Annotated in this window: 21 protein-coding genes; 9 read left to right on the forward strand and 12 right to left on the reverse strand. The window is 68.5% G+C overall.

All coding sequences use genetic code 11. The features are described from left to right. Nucleotides 1–91 precede the first annotated feature (91 nt). From rpmH to ACIA8G_RS22485, 5 genes are all read left to right on the forward strand, one after another. Entirely contained in the window at nucleotides 92–235 is a 144-nt protein-coding gene (gene rpmH, locus ACIA8G_RS22465) for a 50S ribosomal protein L34 (protein ID WP_030465619.1), read from the forward strand. A 75-nt stretch (nucleotides 236–310) separates the two neighbouring features. Beyond that, nucleotides 311–604 (forward strand): ribonuclease P protein component, encoded by a 294-nt coding sequence (gene rnpA, locus ACIA8G_RS22470; RefSeq protein ID WP_396421251.1) that lies wholly within the window; start codon nucleotides 311–313, stop codon nucleotides 602–604. Beyond that, nucleotides 601–858, forward strand: coding sequence for a membrane protein insertion efficiency factor YidD (yidD, locus tag ACIA8G_RS22475; RefSeq protein WP_030465621.1), 258 nt, complete (start codon nucleotides 601–603; stop codon nucleotides 856–858). Before rnpA ends, yidD begins: the two co-directional genes overlap by 4 nt. 5 nt (nucleotides 859–863) lie before the next feature. After that, nucleotides 864–1883, forward strand: coding sequence for a membrane protein insertase YidC (yidC, locus tag ACIA8G_RS22480; protein WP_396420596.1), 1020 nt, complete (start codon nucleotides 864–866; stop codon nucleotides 1881–1883). A gap of 25 nt (nucleotides 1884–1908) precedes the next feature. Then, complete coding sequence (locus ACIA8G_RS22485; protein WP_396420597.1) at nucleotides 1909–2457, forward strand: protein jag; 549 nt, start codon at nucleotides 1909–1911, stop codon at nucleotides 2455–2457. Nucleotides 2458–2575: 118 nt separating this feature from the next. Here the strand turns inward: ACIA8G_RS22485 and ACIA8G_RS22490 are convergent, their stop codons facing one another. Beyond that, complete coding sequence (locus tag ACIA8G_RS22490; RefSeq protein WP_396420598.1) at nucleotides 2576–3010, reverse strand: hypothetical protein; 435 nt, start codon at nucleotides 3008–3010, stop codon at nucleotides 2576–2578. 210 nt (nucleotides 3011–3220) lie between these two features. On the opposite strand from ACIA8G_RS22490, the gene rsmG reads away from it, so the two are divergent. The 3 genes from rsmG (at nucleotide 3221) to ACIA8G_RS22505 (ending at nucleotide 5807) form a co-directional block, all read left to right on the forward strand. Further along, the gene (rsmG, locus tag ACIA8G_RS22495) at nucleotides 3221–3868 is read left to right on the forward strand and encodes a 16S rRNA (guanine(527)-N(7))-methyltransferase RsmG (RefSeq protein ID WP_396420599.1); all 648 of its coding nucleotides are present in this window, start codon (nucleotides 3221–3223) and stop codon (nucleotides 3866–3868) included. Nucleotides 3869–3972: 104 nt separating this feature from the next. Further along, entirely contained in the window at nucleotides 3973–4848 is an 876-nt protein-coding gene (locus tag ACIA8G_RS22500; RefSeq protein ID WP_396421252.1) for a ParA family protein, read from the forward strand. Then, nucleotides 4845–5807, forward strand: coding sequence for a ParB/RepB/Spo0J family partition protein (locus ACIA8G_RS22505; RefSeq protein ID WP_396420600.1), 963 nt, complete (start codon nucleotides 4845–4847; stop codon nucleotides 5805–5807). The genes ACIA8G_RS22500 and ACIA8G_RS22505 overlap by 4 nt, the downstream gene beginning before the upstream one ends. Nucleotides 5808–5898: 91 nt before the next feature. Here ACIA8G_RS22505 and ACIA8G_RS22510 read toward each other — a convergent pair whose 3' ends face one another. After that, nucleotides 5899–6843, reverse strand: a complete 945-nt coding sequence (locus ACIA8G_RS22510; RefSeq protein ID WP_396420601.1) for a D-alanine--D-alanine ligase — start codon at nucleotides 6841–6843, stop codon at nucleotides 5899–5901. Between the two features lie 15 nt (nucleotides 6844–6858). Continuing rightward, nucleotides 6859–8175: a PLP-dependent aminotransferase family protein gene (locus ACIA8G_RS22515; protein ID WP_396420602.1), complete on the reverse strand. Its 1317-nt coding sequence runs from the start codon at nucleotides 8173–8175 to the stop codon at nucleotides 6859–6861. A 134-nt stretch (nucleotides 8176–8309) separates the two neighbouring features. On the opposite strand from ACIA8G_RS22515, the gene ACIA8G_RS22520 reads away from it, so the two are divergent. Then, nucleotides 8310–8942 (forward strand): GNAT family N-acetyltransferase, encoded by a 633-nt coding sequence (locus ACIA8G_RS22520; RefSeq protein WP_396420603.1) that lies wholly within the window; start codon nucleotides 8310–8312, stop codon nucleotides 8940–8942. Between the two features lie 50 nt (nucleotides 8943–8992). Here the strand turns inward: ACIA8G_RS22520 and ACIA8G_RS22525 are convergent, their stop codons facing one another. The 9 genes from ACIA8G_RS22525 to ACIA8G_RS22565 all read right to left on the reverse strand — a co-directional run bounded on the left by ACIA8G_RS22525 (nucleotide 8993) and on the right by ACIA8G_RS22565 (nucleotide 19150). Beyond that, complete coding sequence (locus tag ACIA8G_RS22525) at nucleotides 8993–10132, reverse strand: N-acetylmuramoyl-L-alanine amidase (RefSeq protein ID WP_396420604.1); 1140 nt, start codon at nucleotides 10130–10132, stop codon at nucleotides 8993–8995. Nucleotides 10133–10326: 194 nt separating this feature from the next. Then, nucleotides 10327–10656 carry a thioredoxin gene (gene trxA, locus ACIA8G_RS22530; protein ID WP_396420605.1) on the reverse strand — a complete coding sequence of 110 codons (330 nt, stop codon included), beginning with the start codon at nucleotides 10654–10656 and terminating at the stop codon, nucleotides 10327–10329. 25 nt (nucleotides 10657–10681) lie between these two features. Then, nucleotides 10682–11662, reverse strand: a complete 981-nt coding sequence (gene trxB, locus ACIA8G_RS22535) for a thioredoxin-disulfide reductase (protein WP_396420606.1) — start codon at nucleotides 11660–11662, stop codon at nucleotides 10682–10684. Nucleotides 11663–11739: 77 nt separating this feature from the next. Next, on the reverse strand, nucleotides 11740–12480 hold the full coding sequence (locus ACIA8G_RS22540) for a hypothetical protein (RefSeq protein ID WP_396420607.1): 741 nt from the start codon (nucleotides 12478–12480) through the stop codon (nucleotides 11740–11742). Further along, nucleotides 12477–13094, reverse strand: coding sequence for an RNA polymerase sigma factor SigM (sigM, locus tag ACIA8G_RS22545; RefSeq protein WP_030465635.1), 618 nt, complete (start codon nucleotides 13092–13094; stop codon nucleotides 12477–12479). The genes ACIA8G_RS22540 and sigM overlap by 4 nt, the downstream gene beginning before the upstream one ends. Before the next feature lie 43 nt (nucleotides 13095–13137). Then, nucleotides 13138–14655 (reverse strand): protein kinase family protein, encoded by a 1518-nt coding sequence (locus ACIA8G_RS22550; RefSeq protein WP_396420608.1) that lies wholly within the window; start codon nucleotides 14653–14655, stop codon nucleotides 13138–13140. A 36-nt stretch (nucleotides 14656–14691) separates the two neighbouring features. Further along, nucleotides 14692–16341: a murein biosynthesis integral membrane protein MurJ gene (gene murJ / locus ACIA8G_RS22555; RefSeq protein WP_396420609.1), complete on the reverse strand. Its 1650-nt coding sequence runs from the start codon at nucleotides 16339–16341 to the stop codon at nucleotides 14692–14694. Next, nucleotides 16338–18638, reverse strand: a complete 2301-nt coding sequence (locus ACIA8G_RS22560) for a DUF6049 family protein (RefSeq protein ID WP_396420610.1) — start codon at nucleotides 18636–18638, stop codon at nucleotides 16338–16340. Before ACIA8G_RS22560 ends, murJ begins: the two co-directional genes overlap by 4 nt. After that, complete coding sequence (locus ACIA8G_RS22565) at nucleotides 18635–19150, reverse strand: NUDIX hydrolase (protein WP_396420611.1); 516 nt, start codon at nucleotides 19148–19150, stop codon at nucleotides 18635–18637. The genes ACIA8G_RS22560 and ACIA8G_RS22565 overlap by 4 nt, the downstream gene beginning before the upstream one ends. Nucleotides 19151–19185 lie beyond the last annotated feature (35 nt).

The raw sequence follows: 19185 nt of genomic DNA on the forward strand, positions 1-19185 counted from the left end.
TGCGACGGGCGCCTTTGTCGCGCCTACGTCCACTGCTCGTTGGGGACGCCAACCAGGCTTTGTACGCAGTGAAGCACCGGGAGAACCAGCCGTGAGCAAGGGTAAGCGCACCTTCCAGCCCAACAACCGCCGCCGCGCGAAGACGCACGGCTTCCGGCTGCGCATGCGGACCCGCGCCGGCCGCGCCATTCTGGCCGCGCGCCGCAGCAAGGGCCGTGCCACTCTGTCCGCCTGATAAGCGGCTGGTAAGCGCAGCGTCGTCGTGCTTCCCACGGCCTCCCGGCTCACCCGCAGCCAGGACTTCGGCCTGGTGGTTCGCCGAGGCCGCCGCGCAGGACGGCCCCGGTTGGTCGTCCACGCCTTGACGCCTGACGTGCCCACCTTGGATTCGTCCAAGGTGGGCTTCGTCGTGAGCAAGACCGTTGGCAACTCGGTGGTCCGTCACCGGGTCGCCCGTCGTCTGCGGCACATCGCCGGTTCGCACCTGTCGTCCATGCCACCGGGAACTCTCGTGGTGGTCCGGGCGTTGGCTCCAGCAGCCGGGGCGTCGAGCTCCGAGCTCGACGCCGACTTCTCCTCTGCCCTGCGCAAGGTGCTGCGATGACCACGTTGCCCGCCAAGGTCGCGCTGCTGCCGGTGCACTTCTACCGGCGCTTCATCTCCCCGCTGCTGCCGCCCACCTGCCGGTTCTACCCGAGCTGCAGCGCGTACGCGGTGGAAGCCCTGACCGTCCACGGTGCGTTGCGCGGAACCTGGCTGACGATCCGCCGGTTGCTGCGCTGCGGACCCTGGCACCCTGGAGGCCTGGACCCCGTTCCGCCGAGGCGGCAGGTCCCCGACGTATCCACCGAGGAGTAGCTCCCGTGCTCAACTTCATCTACTACCCGGTGTCCTTCATCTTGTGGTGTTGGCACTGGGTGTTCGGCAAGGTCTTCGGTGAGTCGAGCGGCTTCGCCTGGGCGCTGGCCGTGATCTTCCTGGTCTTCACGCTTCGCGCCATCCTCTTCAAGCCGTTCGTCGGCCAGGTGCGCTCCATGCGAAAGATGCAGGAGTTCGCGCCGGAGATGCAGAAGATCAAGAAGAAGTACCCGAACGACAAGCAGCGCCAGGCGCAGGAGATGCAGAAGCTGCAGTCCGAGCACGGCGTCAACCCGCTCGGCGGCTGCCTGCCGATGCTGGTGCAGATCCCGGTGTTCATCGGTCTGTTCCACGTGCTGCGCTCGTTCAAGCCCGGCTGGGGCGAGGTCTACTTCTTCGACAAGGCGGGCGTCGACTCGTTCGTCAACGCCAAGCTCTTCGGCACGAACCTCTCGACGTTCATCACGATGCCGTCCGACCAGCTCGCGCAATACGGCACCGAGCGTCTGAACGTCATCCTGCTGTCCGTGCCGCTGATGATCGTGGCGTCCATCGCGACCCACTTCACGGCCCGCCACTCGGTCGCCCGCCAGAACCAGTCGGCGCTGGACAACCCGCAGACGGCGATCATGAACAAGCTGACGCTGTACATCTTCCCGATCGGCGTCCTCGTCGGTGGCTTCTTCTTCCCCGTCGCGATCCTGCTGTACTGGCTGTCCAACAACGCGTGGACGCTCGGCCAGCAGCACATCGTCTACAAGAGGATCGACGCGGAGGAAGAGGTCAAGAAGACCGCCGCCGTGGAGACCCGCCAGGCCCTCGCCCCGAAGCCGGGCGCGAAGCCGGTGAACCCGAAGAAGCCCGCGCCGGGTGCGAAGCCCGCCAACGGCGCCAAGCGTCAGCCGACCGCAGGGCCGGGCGGCCCCGGTTCGGACGCCACCAACGGCACGCCGAACACCGAGATTCCCGGCCTGGCACCAGGCCGATCCACCAGCAAGAAACCGGGCAGCAAAAAGCGCCGCTGAGCCGTTGCCCCGGAGAGGAGACATCGTGTCTGAGACCTTGCAGGCGACCGACGTCGAGGCGTCGTCGCCGGACGAGGCCGAGGCCGAGCCGCAGTCGCAGAGCAAGACCGAGGACCTGCTCGTCCAGGAAGGCGACATCGCGGGCGACTACCTCGAGCGCCTGCTCGACCTGCTGGACTACGACGGCGACATCGACCTGGATGTGGAAAGCGGTCGCGCCATCGTCAGCATCGACGGTGGCGAGGACCTGGCGAAGCTCGTTGGCCCCCGCGGCAACGTGCTCGAGTCGCTGCAGGAACTCACCCGTCTGGCTGTGCAGCAGGAGACGGGCGTTCGTTCCCGCCTCATGCTCGACATCGCCCAGTGGCGAGCCGGCCGCAGGGCCGAGCTGGCCGAGCTCGGTCGCTCGACCGCCGAGAAGGTGCTCGCCTCTGGCGAGCGCGCCCGCCTGCACCCGATGACGCCCTTCGAGCGGAAGGTCGTCCACGACTCCGTCGCGGCGGTCGCGGGTGTGCACAGTGAGAGCGAGGGTGAGGAGCCGCAGCGTCGGGTCATCATCTTCCCGAAGGACTGACGGTCCCTCAGCTAGATCAACGGCCCCTGGTTCCACTCGGAACCGGGGGCCGTTTGCTGTGCCGGGTCGATGGCGACAAGTCGACACGGCGTCGGCTGTTTCACGTGAAACGGAGGCGCTACCGGGACGCCCACCAGGAGGCCAGCCACTGCTGCTGCTCCCTCGTGTCCGGCACCGGGAACCCGCGAGTCGCCGAGATCAACCTCCACGCTGACTCGGGCTCCACCCCGTCCATCCCGAGGAGCAGAGCGGCGAGCAACGAAGACCGCCCGATCCCGGCCCAGCAGTGGAACACCACATGCGCCCCCTCCCGGTACAGGGAGTGCAGCGAGCGCACGGGGTCGACCACCGAGTCCCCCAGCGGTGCGGTCCGATCCTCGATCGGTACGCACACGAACTTCAGCCCGGCGCCGGCCACGACCGCCGCCTGCTCCACGAGTTCGCACTCGACCCGTTCGTCATCCGTCTGAGCGGACACCAAGACGTCAACACCAAGCCGACGCAGCCCGCGAGCGTAGGGCTCCAACAAGGCGCCGCCGGGCGGGTGAGCCATTGTGGAAACCAGTCCGGGACCCGGATGGGACACCGTGTAGATGGCTGGACGCAACTTTCCCCCAAGTTTCACGTGAAACGGCGCTCAGGATTTGGCGGAGCGCACGGTCGATCCGTCATGATGGTGCCCTGGCATTCGCCAGCTTTTCCACCGGCCGCCGGAACGCCGCCGCCGCGTGGTTTCACGTGAAACGCTCACGGACGGAGAACAGTGGCCGGGGAGTTGCCCGACAACGCGAAGCTCGTCTTCGGCGAGCACGTCGATCGTGCCGCCGAGTTCGTCAGGCTCCTGGAGGAGCACGGCGTCGAGCGCGGACTGATCGGTCCTCGCGAGGTCGACAAGATTTGGGATCGGCACGTGCTCAACTCGGCGGTGATCGAGGAGCTCATGCCCAAGGGTGTGCGGGTGGTCGACGTAGGCTCTGGGGCGGGCCTGCCGGGTGTGCCGCTCGCGATCGCCCGGCCTGACCTGAGGATCACGCTCCTGGAGCCGATGGCTCGCAGGATCGCGTGGCTCGAGGAAGTCAAAGAGCGGCTCGAGCTCGACAACGTGATCGTCCTCCGGGGACGAGCGGAAGAAGCGCCGATCCGCGCACAGGTGAAGAACTGCGAAGTGGTGACCGCGCGGGCCGTGGCTCCGTTGGAGAAGCTGGCCCGGTGGTGCCTCCCGCTCCTCAAGGGTGGCGGGCAGATGGTTGCGCTCAAGGGTGAGCGCGCGCAGGAAGAGCTCGATCGCGACGAGGCCGCAGTGCTGAAGGCCGGGGGCGCCAACGCCAGGGTCGTCGTCGTGGGAGCGGATGTACTTGAGGTGCCTACGACGGTGCTGATCGTCGAGCGCCAGACGAGGAGGGATCGGTGAGCGTGTACCCGGAGTTCCAATCAGCCGATGTTCCACGTGAAACCGAACCCAAGCCCCAGGCAAAGACGAAGCCGAAGCCGACCAACAACGGAGATGACAGCGCCGTGGTGTGGACCCCGATTGCAGAAGAGGCGGCACGTGCGGCAAGCGTGTTGCACCCCGACGAATCCCTGCTCCCCCGGCCTACGCATCGCCGGGTGATGACCGTCGCCAACCAGAAGGGTGGCGTTGGCAAGACGACGAGCACGGTGAACCTCGCCGCAGCGCTCGCGATCCACGGCCTCAAGGTGCTCGTGATCGACCTCGACCCGCAGGGCAACGCCAGCACCGCGCTCGCCGTCGAGCACCGGAGCGGCACCCCCAGCGTCTACGAGGTCCTCCTGGGCGAGATCTCCATCGCCGAAGCGGCTCAGGTCAGCCCGACCTCACCGAACCTCTTCTGCGTGCCCGCCACGATCGACCTCGCCGGCGCCGAGATCGAGCTCGTCTCGATGGTGGCCCGCGAGTCGCGGCTCAAGGAGGCGCTCAGCCCGGAGGCGCTCGACCAGCTGCAGCCGGACTACGTCTTCATCGACTGCCCGCCGAGCCTCGGCCTGCTGACCGTCAACGCGATGGTCGCGGCCCAGGAGGTGCTGATCCCGATCCAGTGCGAGTACTACGCGCTGGAGGGTCTGAGCCAGCTGCTGCGCAACATCGAGCTGGTGCAGCAGCACCTCAACCCGGACCTCGCCATCTCGACGATCCTCCTCACGATGTACGACGGCCGCACGAAGCTCGCCGACCAGGTGACCAGCGAGGTCCGCAGCCACTTCGGCGACACGGCCCTCAAGACGGTCATTCCGCGCAGCGTGAAGGTCTCGGAGGCACCAGGATTCGGGCAGACGGTGTTGACGTACGACCCGGGCTCACGCGGGTCGATGAGCTACCTCGACGCCGCCAAGGAGATCGCCGTGCGTGGGGCCACGAAGGAGGGCGCATGACGGAGCAGCGCAAGGGCGGACTTGGGCGCGGACTTGCCGCACTGATCCCCCAGGGACCTCCGCCCGGTGCGCCCAGCACCATCCGGCCGGCGGCCGCGGTGGGCAACGGTGCCAAGGCAGCGGCGCCCACCGGTGAGGTCGCGGGAGCGGTGTACCGCGAGGTCGCGGTCACCGCGATCCGGACCAACGCCAAGCAGCCCCGCCAGGTCTTCGACCAGGACGCCATCGACGAGCTCTCGTTCTCCATCAAGGAGTTCGGGCTCATGCAGCCGATCGTCGTCCGAGAGCTCGGCGCCGAGACCTACGAGCTCGTCATGGGCGAGCGCCGGTGGCGGGCCACCCAGCAGGCCGGACTCAAGACCATCCCGGCGATCGTGCGGCAGACCGCCGACGACGTGATGCTGCGCGACGCGTTGCTGGAGAACATCCACCGCGTCCAGCTCAACCCGCTCGAAGAGGCGTCGGCCTACCAGCAGCTGCTGGAGGAGTTCGGCGTCACCCACGAGGAACTCGCCGAGCGCATCGGCCGCAGCCGCCCGGTCGTCACCAACACCATCCGCCTGCTCAAGCTCCCCCTCCCCGTGCAGCGCCGGGTCGCGGCGGGCGTCCTGTCCGCCGGCCACGCCCGCGCACTGCTCGGTCTGGACGACGCCGGCATGCAGGAAGAGCTCGCGGCACGGATCATCGCCGAGGGGATGTCGGTCCGCGCGACCGAGGAAGTGGTGACGCTCGCCAAGAACGAGAAGCCGGCCAAGCCGAAGGCAGCCCCGCGCAAGCAGATGCACGCGCCCGGACTGCAGGAGCTCGCCGAGCGACTCTCGGACAACTTCGACACCCGCGTGAAGGTCGAACTCGGGCAGCGAAAAGGCCGGATCGTCGTCGAATTCGGGTCAGTTGACGATCTTGAACGGATCATCGGACTGATGAGCCCAGAAGCGACAATTCGGACATCGGAGTAGGCCCATAGGATCACCCACGGGCCTTATGTCACGGTGACGATGACGCCCCGCAACCGTTCGGTTGCGGGGCGTCATTACGTTTGGGGTCAGATCAACGGGCCACAGCGCGGTCGATCAGACCGGCGTAGATCTCGCCCAACGACTGCCCCGCCGCCTCGACGGCCATCGGCAGCAACGAGGTCTCGGTGAGTCCGGGCGACACGTTCACTTCGAGGAAGTAGACCGTGCCGTCCTCGGCCACCACCGCGTCGGTCCGCGAGACGTCCCGCAGTCCGAGCAACCGGTGCGCCGCGACCGCCAGCTCCCCCACCGCCTTGGCAGCGGAAGCCTCCAGCCGAGCCGGCGCGTGGAAGTCGGTCAGCCCGGCGGTGTACCGAGCGGTGTAGTCGTACACGCCGGTCTCCGCCACGATCTCGACCGCGGGCAGAGCCGTCGGCCCGTCCGGACCGTCGATCACCGTGACGGCGACCTCGACGCCGGCGATGAACTGCTCGGCCAGCACGGTGTCCCCGTACGCCAGGCAGCCGACCATCGCCGCGGGCAGATCGGCGGCGTCCCGGACGACCTGAGCGCCGAGCGCCGAGCCGCCCTGGTCCGGCTTCAGCATCAGCGGCAGGCCGAGGGTCGACACCATCGCGTCGAGCACCGGCTTGGCACCCAGCTCGCGGAACGTCGCGTGCGGCAGGACGACCCACTCCGGCGTCGTGAGCCCGGCACGGGCCAGCTCTGCCTTCGCGGTCGGCTTGTCCCACGCGCGACGGCACGCGCGCGAATCGGTGCCGACGTACGGCACGCCGAGCATCTCCAGGATCGTCTGCACCGAGCCGTTCTCGCCCTCGCCGCCGTGCAGGGCGACGACGACCGCGTCCGGGCGGTTCTCACCGAGGCGTGTCAGGAACGACGCGTCGGCGTCCCACTCCTCCACCGTCAGGCCCACCGACCGCAGGGCAGCCGACAGACGGCGGCCGGAGCGGAGCGAGACCTCGCGTTCGTGGGAGAGCCCACCGGACAGCACAGCGACCATGCGGTCAGCCACAGAAGTACTCCTGAATCAGGCGGTGTCGGGCGACGGGGTCTGCGGTCCGGACAGCTGACGGCCCGGCGTCGCACCGAACGTCGCGTGCAGTTGCATCTCTTCCTCGATGACGTTCGCCAGGCGGCGGACGCCCTCACGGATGCGCTCCGGGGTCGGGTAGCAGTACGAGATCCGCAACTGGCGAGAACCGAAGCCGTCGGCGTAGAAGCCGGTGCCGGATGCGTAGGCCACGCGGGCCGTCACGGCTCGGGGCAACATCGCCTTCGTGTCGATGCCCTCGGGCACCGTCACCCAGACGTAGAAGCCGCCGTCGGGAATGTTCCACGTGGAACCTTGCGGCATGTGCTGCTCCAGCGCCGAGATCGCCGCGTCCCGGCGCTCGCGGTAGGCCTCGCGGTACGTCTTGATCTGGCCCTTCCAGTCCTGGGTGGACAGGTAGCGGGACACGATCATCTGGTTGAGCGTCGGGGGGCACAGCGTGGCCGATTCGGCCGCCAGCACCAGTTTCTCGCGCACCGCGTGCGGCGCCAGCACCCAGCCGACCCGCAGCCCGGCGGCGAAGGTCTTCGAGAACGACCCCAGGTACACGACGTTGTCCGGGTCCATGGACCGCAGCGCCGGGTACGTCTGGCCGTCGAACCCGAGCAGCCCGTACGGGTTGTCCTCGACGACCAGCACGCCGTAGGAACGGCAGATCTCCAGGATCTCGGCCCGCCGGGACACCGCCAGCGTCACGCCGGCCGGGTTGTGGAAGTTCGGGATCGTGTAGAGGAACTTGACCCGCTGACCCGCCCGCTTGCAGGCCTCCAGTGCCTCTCTCAGCAACGACGGCACCAGCCCGTCCGCGTCCATCGCCACGTGCACGACGTGCGCCTGGTAGGCCGTGAACGACCCGAGAGCGCCAACGTAGGAGGGGCCCTCGGCGATCACCACGTCACCGGGGTCGCAGAAGATCCGGGTGACCATGTCCAGGCCCATCTGTGAGCCGACGGTCACCACCACGTCGTCCGGGTGGCCGTTGACGCCCTCGAGGGCCATCACGTCGCAGATCTGCTCGCGCAGCACCGGGATGCCGTGCGCCGAGCCGTACTGCAGCGCCACCAATCCGTCCGTGGCGACGAGCTGACCGATCTCCGCGGACAGCGACTCCAGCGGCAACGCGGCCAGGTGCGGCATGCCGCCGGCCAGCGAGACCACCTCGGGACGGGATGCGACTGCGAAAAGTGCCCGGATCTCCGATGCCGTCATCCCTGCCGTGCGCGCTGCGTAGCGGCGCATGTGGGGGTCAAGGCTTCTGGGGCCCTGCTTAGCGGGCTGTCCGGGCATCGTCATGTGGGACTCCTGAATGGGAAACGTCCCGAGCGAGTGTAACCGTCGTCCCGTTCAGGGCACTTGCCTTCCCGGTTCCGTCACATTCGCCTACCCTCGTATGGGTTCACTGTGCGTGCCAATGGGTGGAGGTCGGGGTGTCTCGACGCGTTGTGGGCGTCACGCTGGACAACCTGGAGCATCTCTCCAAGCACAGCCGGACGTGCGTCTTCTGGGAATTGGCCCCTCACCTGCGCGAACAGGCTGAGGAATACGGCGACACCGAGTTCGAGAAGGAAGCCTGGGTCTCCAGCGTCCTGCTGGAATGGGGCTCCTGCGGCCGGATCATCTACTGTGATGGGATTCCGGCTGGTTCGGCCTTTTACGCACCGCCTGCCGCCGTGCCGCGCAGTGCCGCGTTCCCCACGTCTCCGGTGAGCCCGGACGCCGTCCTCATGACGTCGCTGGAGGTTCTTCCCGAGTTTCGAGGGGGAGGACTCGCGCGAGTGCTCGTGCAGGCCGTAGCGAAGGATCTGACGCGTCGTGGCGTGAAGGCCATCGAGGCGTTCGGCGACATGCGGCCGGACGACGAAGAGCGCAGTTGCGTCACTCCGGCGGAGTTCCTCACGAGCGTCGGCTTCAAGACCGTGCGGCCGCACCCGCGCTGGCCCCGGTTGCGGCTGGAGCTGCGCAGCGCCATCACGTGGAAGGAAGACGTCGAGGCAGCGCTGGAAAGGCTCCTCAACAGCGTCACCGTCTCCACCGCCGAGCCGAGCTTCCGGCCGGTCTGAGACCACGAAAAAGGGCCCCTGCGAAGGGGCCCTTTTTCGTCAGCTGGGGACTAGCCCTTCGCCATCTCGTAGCGCAGCAGGTCGTTGAACGTGAAGGTGCCCGTCGGCTGGTCGTCCTTGCCGAGCAGGTAGAGGCGCTTCACGGCGACGAGGATGCCCTCGGCCACGATGTCGCGGAAACCGGGCGTCGCCAGGCGAGCGCGGTCTTCCGAGTTCGTCAGGTACCCGACCTCGACGCGGACGGCCGTGCAGCGGGTGAGCCGCAGCAGGTCCCACGTCTTCGGGTGCGAGCCGCAGTTCCGCATGGACGTGCGGGCGGTGACCTCGCGCTGGATGAACCCGGCCAGTGCCTCACCGACCGTGGACGAGGTGCCGTTGCCGGTGCCGTAGTGGAACGCCGCCACGCCCTGCGCGTGCGGCGACGAGTTGCCGTCCGCGTGCAGCGACAGGATCAGGTCGGCGCCGGCCTCGTTGGCGAACTTGGCGCGCTCCGCCTCGTCCGGGCAGTTCGCCGGACCACGCGTGAGCAGCGCCTCCATGCCGGTGGCGGCCATCTTGCCTTCCAGCCGGCGGGCGAGGTCGAGCATCAGATCGGCTTCGGACACGCCGTCCACGACCACGCCGCGGTCCTGGCCGCCGTGACCGGGGTCGATGACGATCCGCTTGCCGGACAGGCGCGAACCGGCCGTGCGCACCTGCTCCTGCTCACGCAGCAGCACGGGGCGGCCGCCGCGGACCTTCGGCTGGAGCTGACGCAACGCGCGCACGGTGTCGGGACCGCACATGCCGTCCACGATCAGGCCGTAGTCGCGCTGGAAGTTCTTCAGCGCCTGCTCGGTCTGCTGGCCGAACACGCCGTTCGCGCGGCCGGCGTCGTAGCCGAGCTCCAGCATGCGTTCCTGCAGCATCAGCACGTCGTCGCCGGTGGTCGGCTGCGACATCAGGAAGGCGAGCGGACGGTCGCCGAGTGAGAACGTCGCGTCGCGCAGCGCGCGGTAGGTAGCCGGGCCGACAATGCCGTCGATGATCAGCCCCCGCTGCTGCTGGAACGCGCGCACGGCGTGCTCGACCTGCTGGTCGAACACCGGCGGCGCCTGGGGGTCGGTCGGCGGAATCAGTCCGAGCCTGGTCAGGGTCGACCGGATCTCGGCAACATCAGTTCCGACGTCCCCGCGGCGGAGCAGCTGCATGCACCCTCGCTCGACTAGGGCGCCGATCGTCGTCGGCGCGGTAGGTGGGAAGCCCTTATTGTGCCCTGCCGCGCTTAGTGATCGATGCAGGGCTACTCACAGTGGCTTCTGGATCACGTTCGAGGTACGTAAAAACGCGACCCGCCCGTCTTATCGATAGACGGGCGGGTCACGTTGCGCGTTGCAAGGGAATATCAGCCGATTACGTCCTGCAGGTCGTTCAGGAGCGCTGCCTTGGGCTTCGCGCCGACGATCTGCTTCACCGGACGGCCGCCCTGGAACAGGATCAGCGTCGGCACGGACATGATGTTGTAGTCACGGGCGATGCCGGGGTTCGCGTCGATGTCGATCTTCGCGACGGTGAGCTTCTCACTGTGCTCGGAGGCGATCTCCTCGAGCACCGGCGCAACCATCTTGCACGGGCCGCACCAGGTCGCCCAGAAGTCCACCAGCACCGGCTTCTCGCTGGTCAGCACGTCGTCCGCGAACGACTTGTCGGTCACCGTGACGGTGGCGCCTGCCATGTTCTCTCCTCTAGCAGTGGGAACTTCAGTTGGCCTTGCCGTAGCCGCCGCCGACCGCTTCAGCGGCGATCTCGGCGTGCGCCTCGCCGTGCTCGGCGAGCCACCGTTCCGCGTCGATCGCGGCACTGCAACCGGAGCCGGCGGCGGTGATGGCCTGGCGGTATTCGTGGTCGACGAGGTCGCCTGCCGCGAACACGCCGTCCAAGTTCGTGTAGGACGACTTGTCCTTGGTGACGACGTAGCCATCGTCGTCGAGGTCGATCTGGCCGCGGACGAGTTCCGAACGCGGGTCGTGGCCGATCGCGAGGAAGAAGCCCGTGACGGGCATCTCCGACTCGGCGCCGGTCTGGGTGTCCTTGATCTTGATGCCCGACACCGTGCCGTCACCGAGCACGTCGGTGACCTGCGTGTTCAGCTGCCACTTGATCTTCTCGTTGTTCCGCGCGCGCTCCAGCATGACCTTGGAGGCGCGGAACTCCTCGCGGCGGTGGATGACCGTGACCGACTTGGCGAAGCGGGTGAGGAACGTCGCTTCCTCCATCGCGGTGTCGCCGCCGCCGACCACAGCGATGTCGTGGTCGCGGAAGAAGAACCCGTCGCAGGTGGCACAGGCCGACACACCGCGGCCGAGCAGCTCCTGCTCACCGGGGATGTTCAGGTAACGGGCAGCCGCGCCCATGGCCAGGATGACCGCGCGGGCCTCGTACTCGACGCCGTTCGCGACGACCTTCTTGATCTCACCCGTCAGCTCGACGGACTCGACGTCCTCGGCACGCAGCTCGGCACCGAAGCGCTGAGCCTGCTCGCGCATCTGCTCCATGAGCTCGGGGCCCATGATGCCGTCGCGGAAGCCGGGGTAGTTCTCGACCTCGGTCGTGGTCATCAGGGCTCCGCCGTACTGCGAACCCTCGAAGACCAGGGGCTCAAGCTGCGCGCGTGCGGCATAGACCGCTGCGGTGTAGCCCGCCGGCCCCGATCCAATGATGATCACGTTGCGCACGCTCACGGCTCTGCAACTCCTCGATCTCGTCGTCTGACTGGCTCAACGGATCGTAGGTGCAGCTAATTCCGTGACTTGAACGACTACCCCGGCTTGATGGTGGTGTCGGCGAGCACGCCCTCCGGCTTGTCCGGTCCGCAGGTCTTCGGGTCCAGCACGACCAGCCGGTACTGCCCCAGTCCGCTCGGCAGGATGGCCATCACCGCGGCCTTGCCGTCGAGGTCGATCGGGCTGATGCCGAGGGGCTTGGACGTGCTGTTGATGCCGCCGCCCTGCAGGCAGCCGACGAGCCGGTCCTGGGTCTCCAGCGGGCCGTAGTTCTGCGCCTTCAGCACGTCGCCCACCGCGGCGCCCAGTTCCGAGCCCTTCACGGCGAGTGGCGCGGAGACGTTCGAGTTCGACGGCGTCGGTGCGGGCGCGGCGTCCTGCGGGGTGTCGGCCTGCTTCCCACCAGGGGAAACGGCCAGCACGACGCCGAACGCGGCGGCGGCCGCGACCAGCACGCCGCCACCGAGGCCGAGCCTGCGGTTGCGACGCCTGCGGGCCTCGTCCAGCGACACCACGGGTGCCGCCGGGCGGGCCTCGGCCGCGAGCGCGGCGTCGATCCGTGCCGCCACGTGGTCGGGCATGGGGATCGGCGGCAACGCGTGCAGGTCCGCCAGCGTCGCGTCCAGGGCCCGGAGGATTTCCCTGGCCTCAGCGTCCGCCTCGACCCGTGGACGCAGCTGTGCGGCGACCTCAGGGGGCAGCACGCCCGCGTGCAGATCCGCGATGAGGTCGACAGACCACGGCGGACCCATCGGCACGCGCTCCATGCCGGTCATCGACCCTCCCACTGACGTTGCTCTTGCACATTCACACCGTCAGCTGGGACGTTCGCATCTGCGATTCGGTTCCTGAGGTGCCCGAGAACTTTGGCGAGCTTGGCGCGACCTCGCGCACACCGGCTCTTCACCGTGCCTTCCGCGATGCCGAGGAGCTGCGCCGTTTCCGCAACCGAGTAGCCCTCGACGTCGACCAGCACGATGGGTGCCCGCTGTTCCTCCGGCAGCTCCATCAACGCCTGCTGCACGATCAAACTGGTCTCGCGGTCGCTCATCGCGTCACGGGGCGCGACGGGCTCGCCGGGACCGGCCTCGGGCAGGGGCACCGTGGGTCTTGTTTGTCGCCGTCTCATCCGGTCGAGGCACGCGTTGACCACGATCCGGTGAAGCCAGGTGGTCACCTGTGACTCCGCGCGGAACGACGACGCGGCGCGGAAAGCCGAGATGAACGCCTCCTGGAGGGCGTCCGCGGCCTCCTCCGGATCCCGCAGCGTGCGCAGCGCGACGGCCCACATCCGGTCGCGGTGCCGTTTGACCAGCTCCGAGAACGCGTAGGGGTCACCTGCGGCGTGGGCCGAGATGAGATCGGCGTCCGAGCTGGCTGCGGCGGTCACGCTGGGAGGATAGCGAGAGTGATCACAGATCACCCGGACAGGTCTACTGGGCGCGGGTGTAGAGGATCTCTCGGATCTCCGTCTGGTTCTTGCCCGCGCCGGTGTTCGACAACTGGGTGATCCAGATCAGGACGTGCGAGGTCGGTTCGTGCTCGTTGAGCTGGATCTGCGTCTGCCCGTCGGACAGCTCCGCGACCCCGATGATCTTGGTCTCCTCCAGCGGCGCGTCCAGCGAGGACGCCACCCTGATCTCGACCTTGGTCCCCTTGCTCGGCGAGGTGATGGTGACCGACGCCAGCCGCACCGGTTCGGCGAACGAGCCCATCAGCCCGATGCCCGGCTTCAGGGCCGGGAACGGCTGGAAGTAGTTGTCGGTGCGCCAGAACGTGTTCGCGTTGTTGTCGGCAGCCCGGCTTGCCTGATTCTGGTTGTCCGGCTGGTTCGTGACGTCGTAGACGCCGATGGCCGCCGGCTGCACGGGCCCGGCCGGCGTGGGCGGAGGCGCGGTCTGGCCGTTCGACCCCGGCTGGTTGATCACCACGGTCGGGCCGCCGCCCTTGGACGGCTCGTCGCTGAAGAACCCGACGATCTGCACGCTCAGCCACACGATCACGGCGAGCGTGGCGGCGGCGAGCACGCCGACGCTGATCCACAGCTTCTTCTTCTGCTGCTTGTCGTTCACCGGGCGTTGCGTGGTCCACACGACCGCGTCGTCATCGTCCTCGCGCCGCGACACGGCGGGGATCAGCGAGGTCTCGGCCTCCTCGGCCGCGATCTGGTCGAGCACCTGAAGGATGGCCGCGGACGTGCGGATACCGCCCACCGACGTGTCTTCGAGCGAACGCACCGCGACCGACGACAGCTCGTGCGGCAGGTACGGGTGCAACGCGTTCGGCGCCACCACGGTCCCGTCGGGCCCGGTCGGGGCGGCCGGCACGCCGTCGGGGCCGCCCGGCAGCGCCCACCGGCCGGTGAGCAGCAGGTACAGGATCGCGCCGAGGCCCTTGACGTCGTCGCGTGCGATCGCGTCCGGCCGAGGACCGGGGAACGCGAGGCGCAGGCGGCCGTCCGAGGTGACGCGGATGCGCTGGGGGTGGTCGGCACCCAGCACCAGACCGGCGTGGTGCGCGCCCTCGATGGCGGCGCCCAGCGGTTCGAGCAGGCGGGTCGCGGCGCCCGCCGGCAGCGGGCCCTCCGCGATGAGGTCCATCAGGTCGGTGCCCTGGGTCCACTCGGCCACGACCATGCCGAGGATGCCCTCGTCCGGGCGGACGCCGGTACCCGGCGTGAGCACGTCGATCACCCTGGAGACACCGGGATGCGTGAACGACGCCGCGTGCATCGCGCGTTCGACCGTCCGGCGGGCACGGGCAGCGGCTGCGCCGTCCGCGAGATCGCCCAGCAGCACGGTCAGAGCCACGTCGCGGTTGAGCTGACCGTCCCTCGCCCGCCACAGCTCGGCGTTGGAACGATCATCAGCGCCTGATTTCGCGAGCAGGCGGTAGCGGCCGTTGCCGATGACGCCGCCGGGAACCAGGGCGGCGTGAACTCCGCTACTCACGGTACGAGACTACGGGACGGCGCTCACAGTCTGGAGTCACCGGCGCCGCACCAAACGGTTGATCTTGTCGATCGCCGGCTTCATCTCGGGTACTCGGAACGCGGCCAAAAGGCCGAACGCGATCGGCAAACCGATCAAAGTCACCAGAATGACCTCGACCCAACTGGCTACAACCACGTTCGAGATCCCGATCAAGTTCTGGACCAGCGCGTTCACGCCCTTCGCCACCGCGAACGCCAGAGAGGACGCCACCACGGTCAGGCAGACGGTCCAGATGGTGAAGCCGGTGCGCAGGCGCCCGAGGCGGATGCGCAGCCACACCTGACCGACCACCGCGCCGAACACGAAGCTCAGCGACATCGCCAGCGACACGCCGACGGCGAGCTGAGAGGCATCGCCCGGCGCGGACACCGCGAGGAACAGGTAGAGCAGCCCGATGCGGACCGCCACGATCAACGCCTGGATCAACGTCGGCGTGCGGGCGTCCTTCATCGCGTAGAAGACCCTCAGCTGCAGCAGCGTGATCGCGTACGGCACGAGTCCGAACGCCGAGAGCGCCAGCGCGAGACCGATCCTCGTGCCGCCTTCGACACCCGAGTTGCCCCAGGCGAACGCCGCGAGGCCGATCGCGAGGCCGGACACCGTCATCAGTGCGCTGAAGGGCATCAGCAGGATCGCCGACATGCGGTTGCCGAACAGCAGGTCGCGCACGATCGAGTCGTTGTCGCCGTGCGCTGCCGCGCGGCTCATCTTCGGCATCAGCGCGGTCAGCAGCGAGACACCGAGCACGCCGTAAGGCACCTGGGCGATCAACCACTGGTAGTTGAACGCCACCAGCGTGCCCGTGGCGCTCGTCGCCACGTTCGTCAGCACGGTCATGCTGGCCAGGCCGAGCCCGACGTAGAGCAGCACCCAGAACGCGAGGTTGCCGAACTCCGACAGGCGCGCGTCCCAGCCGAACCGCCACTTGAACCGGAAGCCGGTCTTCCGCAACGCCGGGACCAGCACGGACGCCTGCACGGCGACACCGAGTGCGGTGCCGAGACCGAGCACGAGAAGGTGCGTGTCCGTCATGCGGACCGGGTTGAGCGTGAGCTCGCCGGGCAGCATCGCGTAGACGGCCAGCACGACGATCACGACGAGGTTGTTCAGCACCGGCGCCCAGGTCGGCAGGCCGAACACGTGCCGGGCGTTCAGCACGGCGCTGAGCAGCGCGGTCAGGCCGTAGAAGATGATGCCCGGCAGCACCAGGTATGCGAACGCGGTGACCAGCGCCGGGTTCGCGTCCTTCGAGTCGGAGATGTAGACGTCGGTGAGCAACGGCGCGGCGGCCATGGCGATGACCGTGCCGACAGCGAGGATCAACGTGCCCATGGTGATCAGCCACTGGGCGTACGACTCACCGCCGTCGCTGTCCTCCTTCTCGGCTCGGACCAGCAGCGGGATCGCCACGCTGGTCAGGATGCCGCCGAGGAGCAACTCGTTGATCATCGTCGGCAGCGTCGACGCCGCCTGGTAGGAGTCGCCGAGTGTCTCGGCGCCGATCACCGCGAGCAGGAGCACCTTCGACAGCAGGCCTGTGACGCGGCTGACGATCGTCGCGATCGCCATCGAGCCGCTGGCCCTGGCTACCGAGGGTGCCTGCTTCTGCTGCTCTGGTTCGGTGGTCGTGGCTGTCTCGCTCACGCGCTCGATTTCTCCGGTGTCACGTTCTCGATGGACGGTGCGTCGCCACCCTCGCCGTTGCGGGCGCGGACCCGCTTGTAGATGCGCCGCCCGGAAAGCAGGACGAGCGCGATCGCGGCGATCACGGTGACGATCACCGTGATGGTGCCGTAAGCGGACGACGACACCTCCAGCTTGACAGTGTCACCGAGAGCGACGCCCTCGGGAGTGGTCAGCCGGACGTTGACCGGGAACCGGCCGGACCGCAGCACCTCGACGGGCACCCGCACGACCCGCTCACCACGGGCGGGAAGCACCTGGTCAGCGAGGTCGAGCTTGCGGACGCCAGGCGTGTCGGCCAGGACGATCCGGACGGTGACGCGGACGTCGAGCTTGTTCGTGATGGTGACCGGGATCGGGCTGTCACCGGAACCGAGCAGGATCGGGCTGGCCGGCGGCGTGACGCTGACCATGCCGGTCAGCGAGTTCAGCTCGCTCTGGCTGATGTCGGCCGCGGAGCGGGCACCCTGCTCGTTCGACCGCCACGCGCCGGACATCGCGCGGAGCAGGCCAAGCCACAGCGGGTCGGCCAGGTCACGCGGTGAGGCGTGCTCGCTGTCCTCCTGCTGCATGGCCGCGACCAGGCCGTTCAGCTCGGCGCTCTGCTTGGTCACCGACTCGGAGATGGGGACCGAGATCTCCCGCGCGCCGGCCTCCGGCGGGTAGGCGATCTTGGCGTTCGTCACCGACGGCGTCGCCTCGGTCAGCTCCTCGAGGCCGGTCTGCGCCGCGTAACCGGTGCTGAGCAGCTTCTGGGCGGCGCCCAGGAACTCGGTCATCTCCGACAGCGGCGCGTTCCACCGGCGCGGTGGCGCGACCAGCACGTTGCGGCCGTCGCCCTGCCAGCCCGCCCGGAAGACCAGGACGGACAGCGCGTTCTGCACGGACACCGGCTGGTTCTCGACCGGCGTGGTCACGCCGGAGAGCGTGCGCGGACGAGCGGCACTGCCCTGCAGCGCGTCGGAGACCATCGAGTCGATCTTCACCGCGGTCACCGGGTGCGGGCCGCCGATACCGGCCGGCGCGGTGCCCGGTGCGTCGACCAGGCCGGTCGGGTCGAGCAGGACCGACTTCATGCCCTGGTAGTTCTGCTCGGTCTGCGGGGTGACCAGCTCGTCGTACGTCGACTGGTCGAGCACGCCGTCCTCTGGCCACACCAGGTCGGGCAGCGGCCGGACGGAGAGGATCTCCTGGATGATCTTCGGGCCGTCGGTCAGCGCCAGCGAGCGCATGTTGCCGAGCTTCGCCCTGTTCAACGCCACGAGGTCGGCGTCGGCATAGGGCAGCGCGACGACGCACCGGCCGGCGACGGCGAGCTTGAGGCGGTCGAGCCACAGCTCCGCCTCGGCCTGGCCCTCACCCTCGGCGCCACCGCGCACCTTGTACCCGGTGCTCATCGCCTCGATGGTGCGCAGCAGGTCCGGGTCGATGGCGAGGCACATGGACGTGCTCATCGAACTGATCGCCTGCTCGTAGGCCTGCAGCAGGCCGTACAGCCGCCCGGTGGTCGAGAGCGACGTGGCGAGCTCGTCGTCGATCAGCTCCGACTCGCCCTCACCGCCGAGCCTGACGAGCCGCGGCTTGTCCGCGATCGGCCACAGCACGGTGAGCTTGGCCGGTGCACCCGGCTTGCCCTTCGTCTCGCCGCCGGGAACCCCGAGCACGGGCAGCAGCGTGGACAGCGCCGCGAGCCGTGCCTGGCCGCCGTAGTCCGGCTTGCCGTTGATGTTGGCGAGGATCGGGTAGATGCCCGGTTCCTCGATCGCGAGCGAGGTGGGCGCGGAACCGCGCAGCGGCACCTCGAGCGTGAAGTCCTTCTGCTGGCCGGGCTGCAGCTCGTCGGTGATCTCGGTGAACTTCGGCTGGATGAACTCGGCGGCCGCGGGTTCCCGCAGGGCCTTGCGCAGGTCGTCCTCGGAGCCGAGCGGTTCACCGCGTTCGAGGCGCAGCACGATGCCGGAGACCTTGCGGTCGCCGATGTTGACGATCTTGCCGCTGATCTTGACGGTGGCCGGGGAGTCACCTGTCACGAACCGCGGGGTCAGCTGGCCGATGTCGAGGCGCAGGAACTGCGGCTCCTGCAGGCCCGGCTGAGCGGAGATGGATCTGGTCGCCCACACCTGGGTGGCGGGCGCCGGCATGAACGGCAGCGCGTCGATCTCGTCCGGTTGCGACTGCTCGACGGCACCCGCCGGTGGTGTCGTCGTCACCATGAACGCGACGACGGCGGCTGTGCAGACGAGCTTCCTCAGGCTCACGCCGACTCCGCCCCGTTCCGGCAGCGGTCGGCGAGCAGTTCGGCTGCTCGGCGGACCAGACGGCGCTCATCGGCATATGCGAGTCGCTCGTCCAGCTCGCCGAGTGGCACCCACGCCACCTCGGTGACCTCCACGTCTTCGTCGGAAAGCTCTCCCCCCAGCGCTTCGAGGAGGAAGTGGTGAACCGTCTTGTGCACCCGGCGGTCGTCAGCGACGAACCAGTAGTCGATCGACCCCAACGGGCGGAGCACCCTGCTATGAATACCGGTCTCCTCGGCGACCTCGCGCACCGCGGTCTGTTCCGCGGTCTCGCCTGCCTCGATGTGACCCTTCGGCAAAGACCACAGCAACCGGCCGCGCCGGTCAAGTCTGCCGATCACCGCGGCCCGCTGCTCGTCGTCGAGCACCAGGCCACCCGCCGACGTCTCGGCGACCGTCTTCAGCCTCCGACCTCGGCGCCGCTTGCGGCGCCCCGGCTTCTGACCTCCGGAACGTGCGGCTGACGGGGGCATACGGCCGATCGTACTTACGAACGTTAAGTACGCTG

Source organism: Lentzea sp. NPDC051213 (assembly GCF_044455585.1).
In the GTDB taxonomy this organism is placed as follows: domain Bacteria; phylum Actinomycetota; class Actinomycetes; order Mycobacteriales; family Pseudonocardiaceae; genus Lentzea.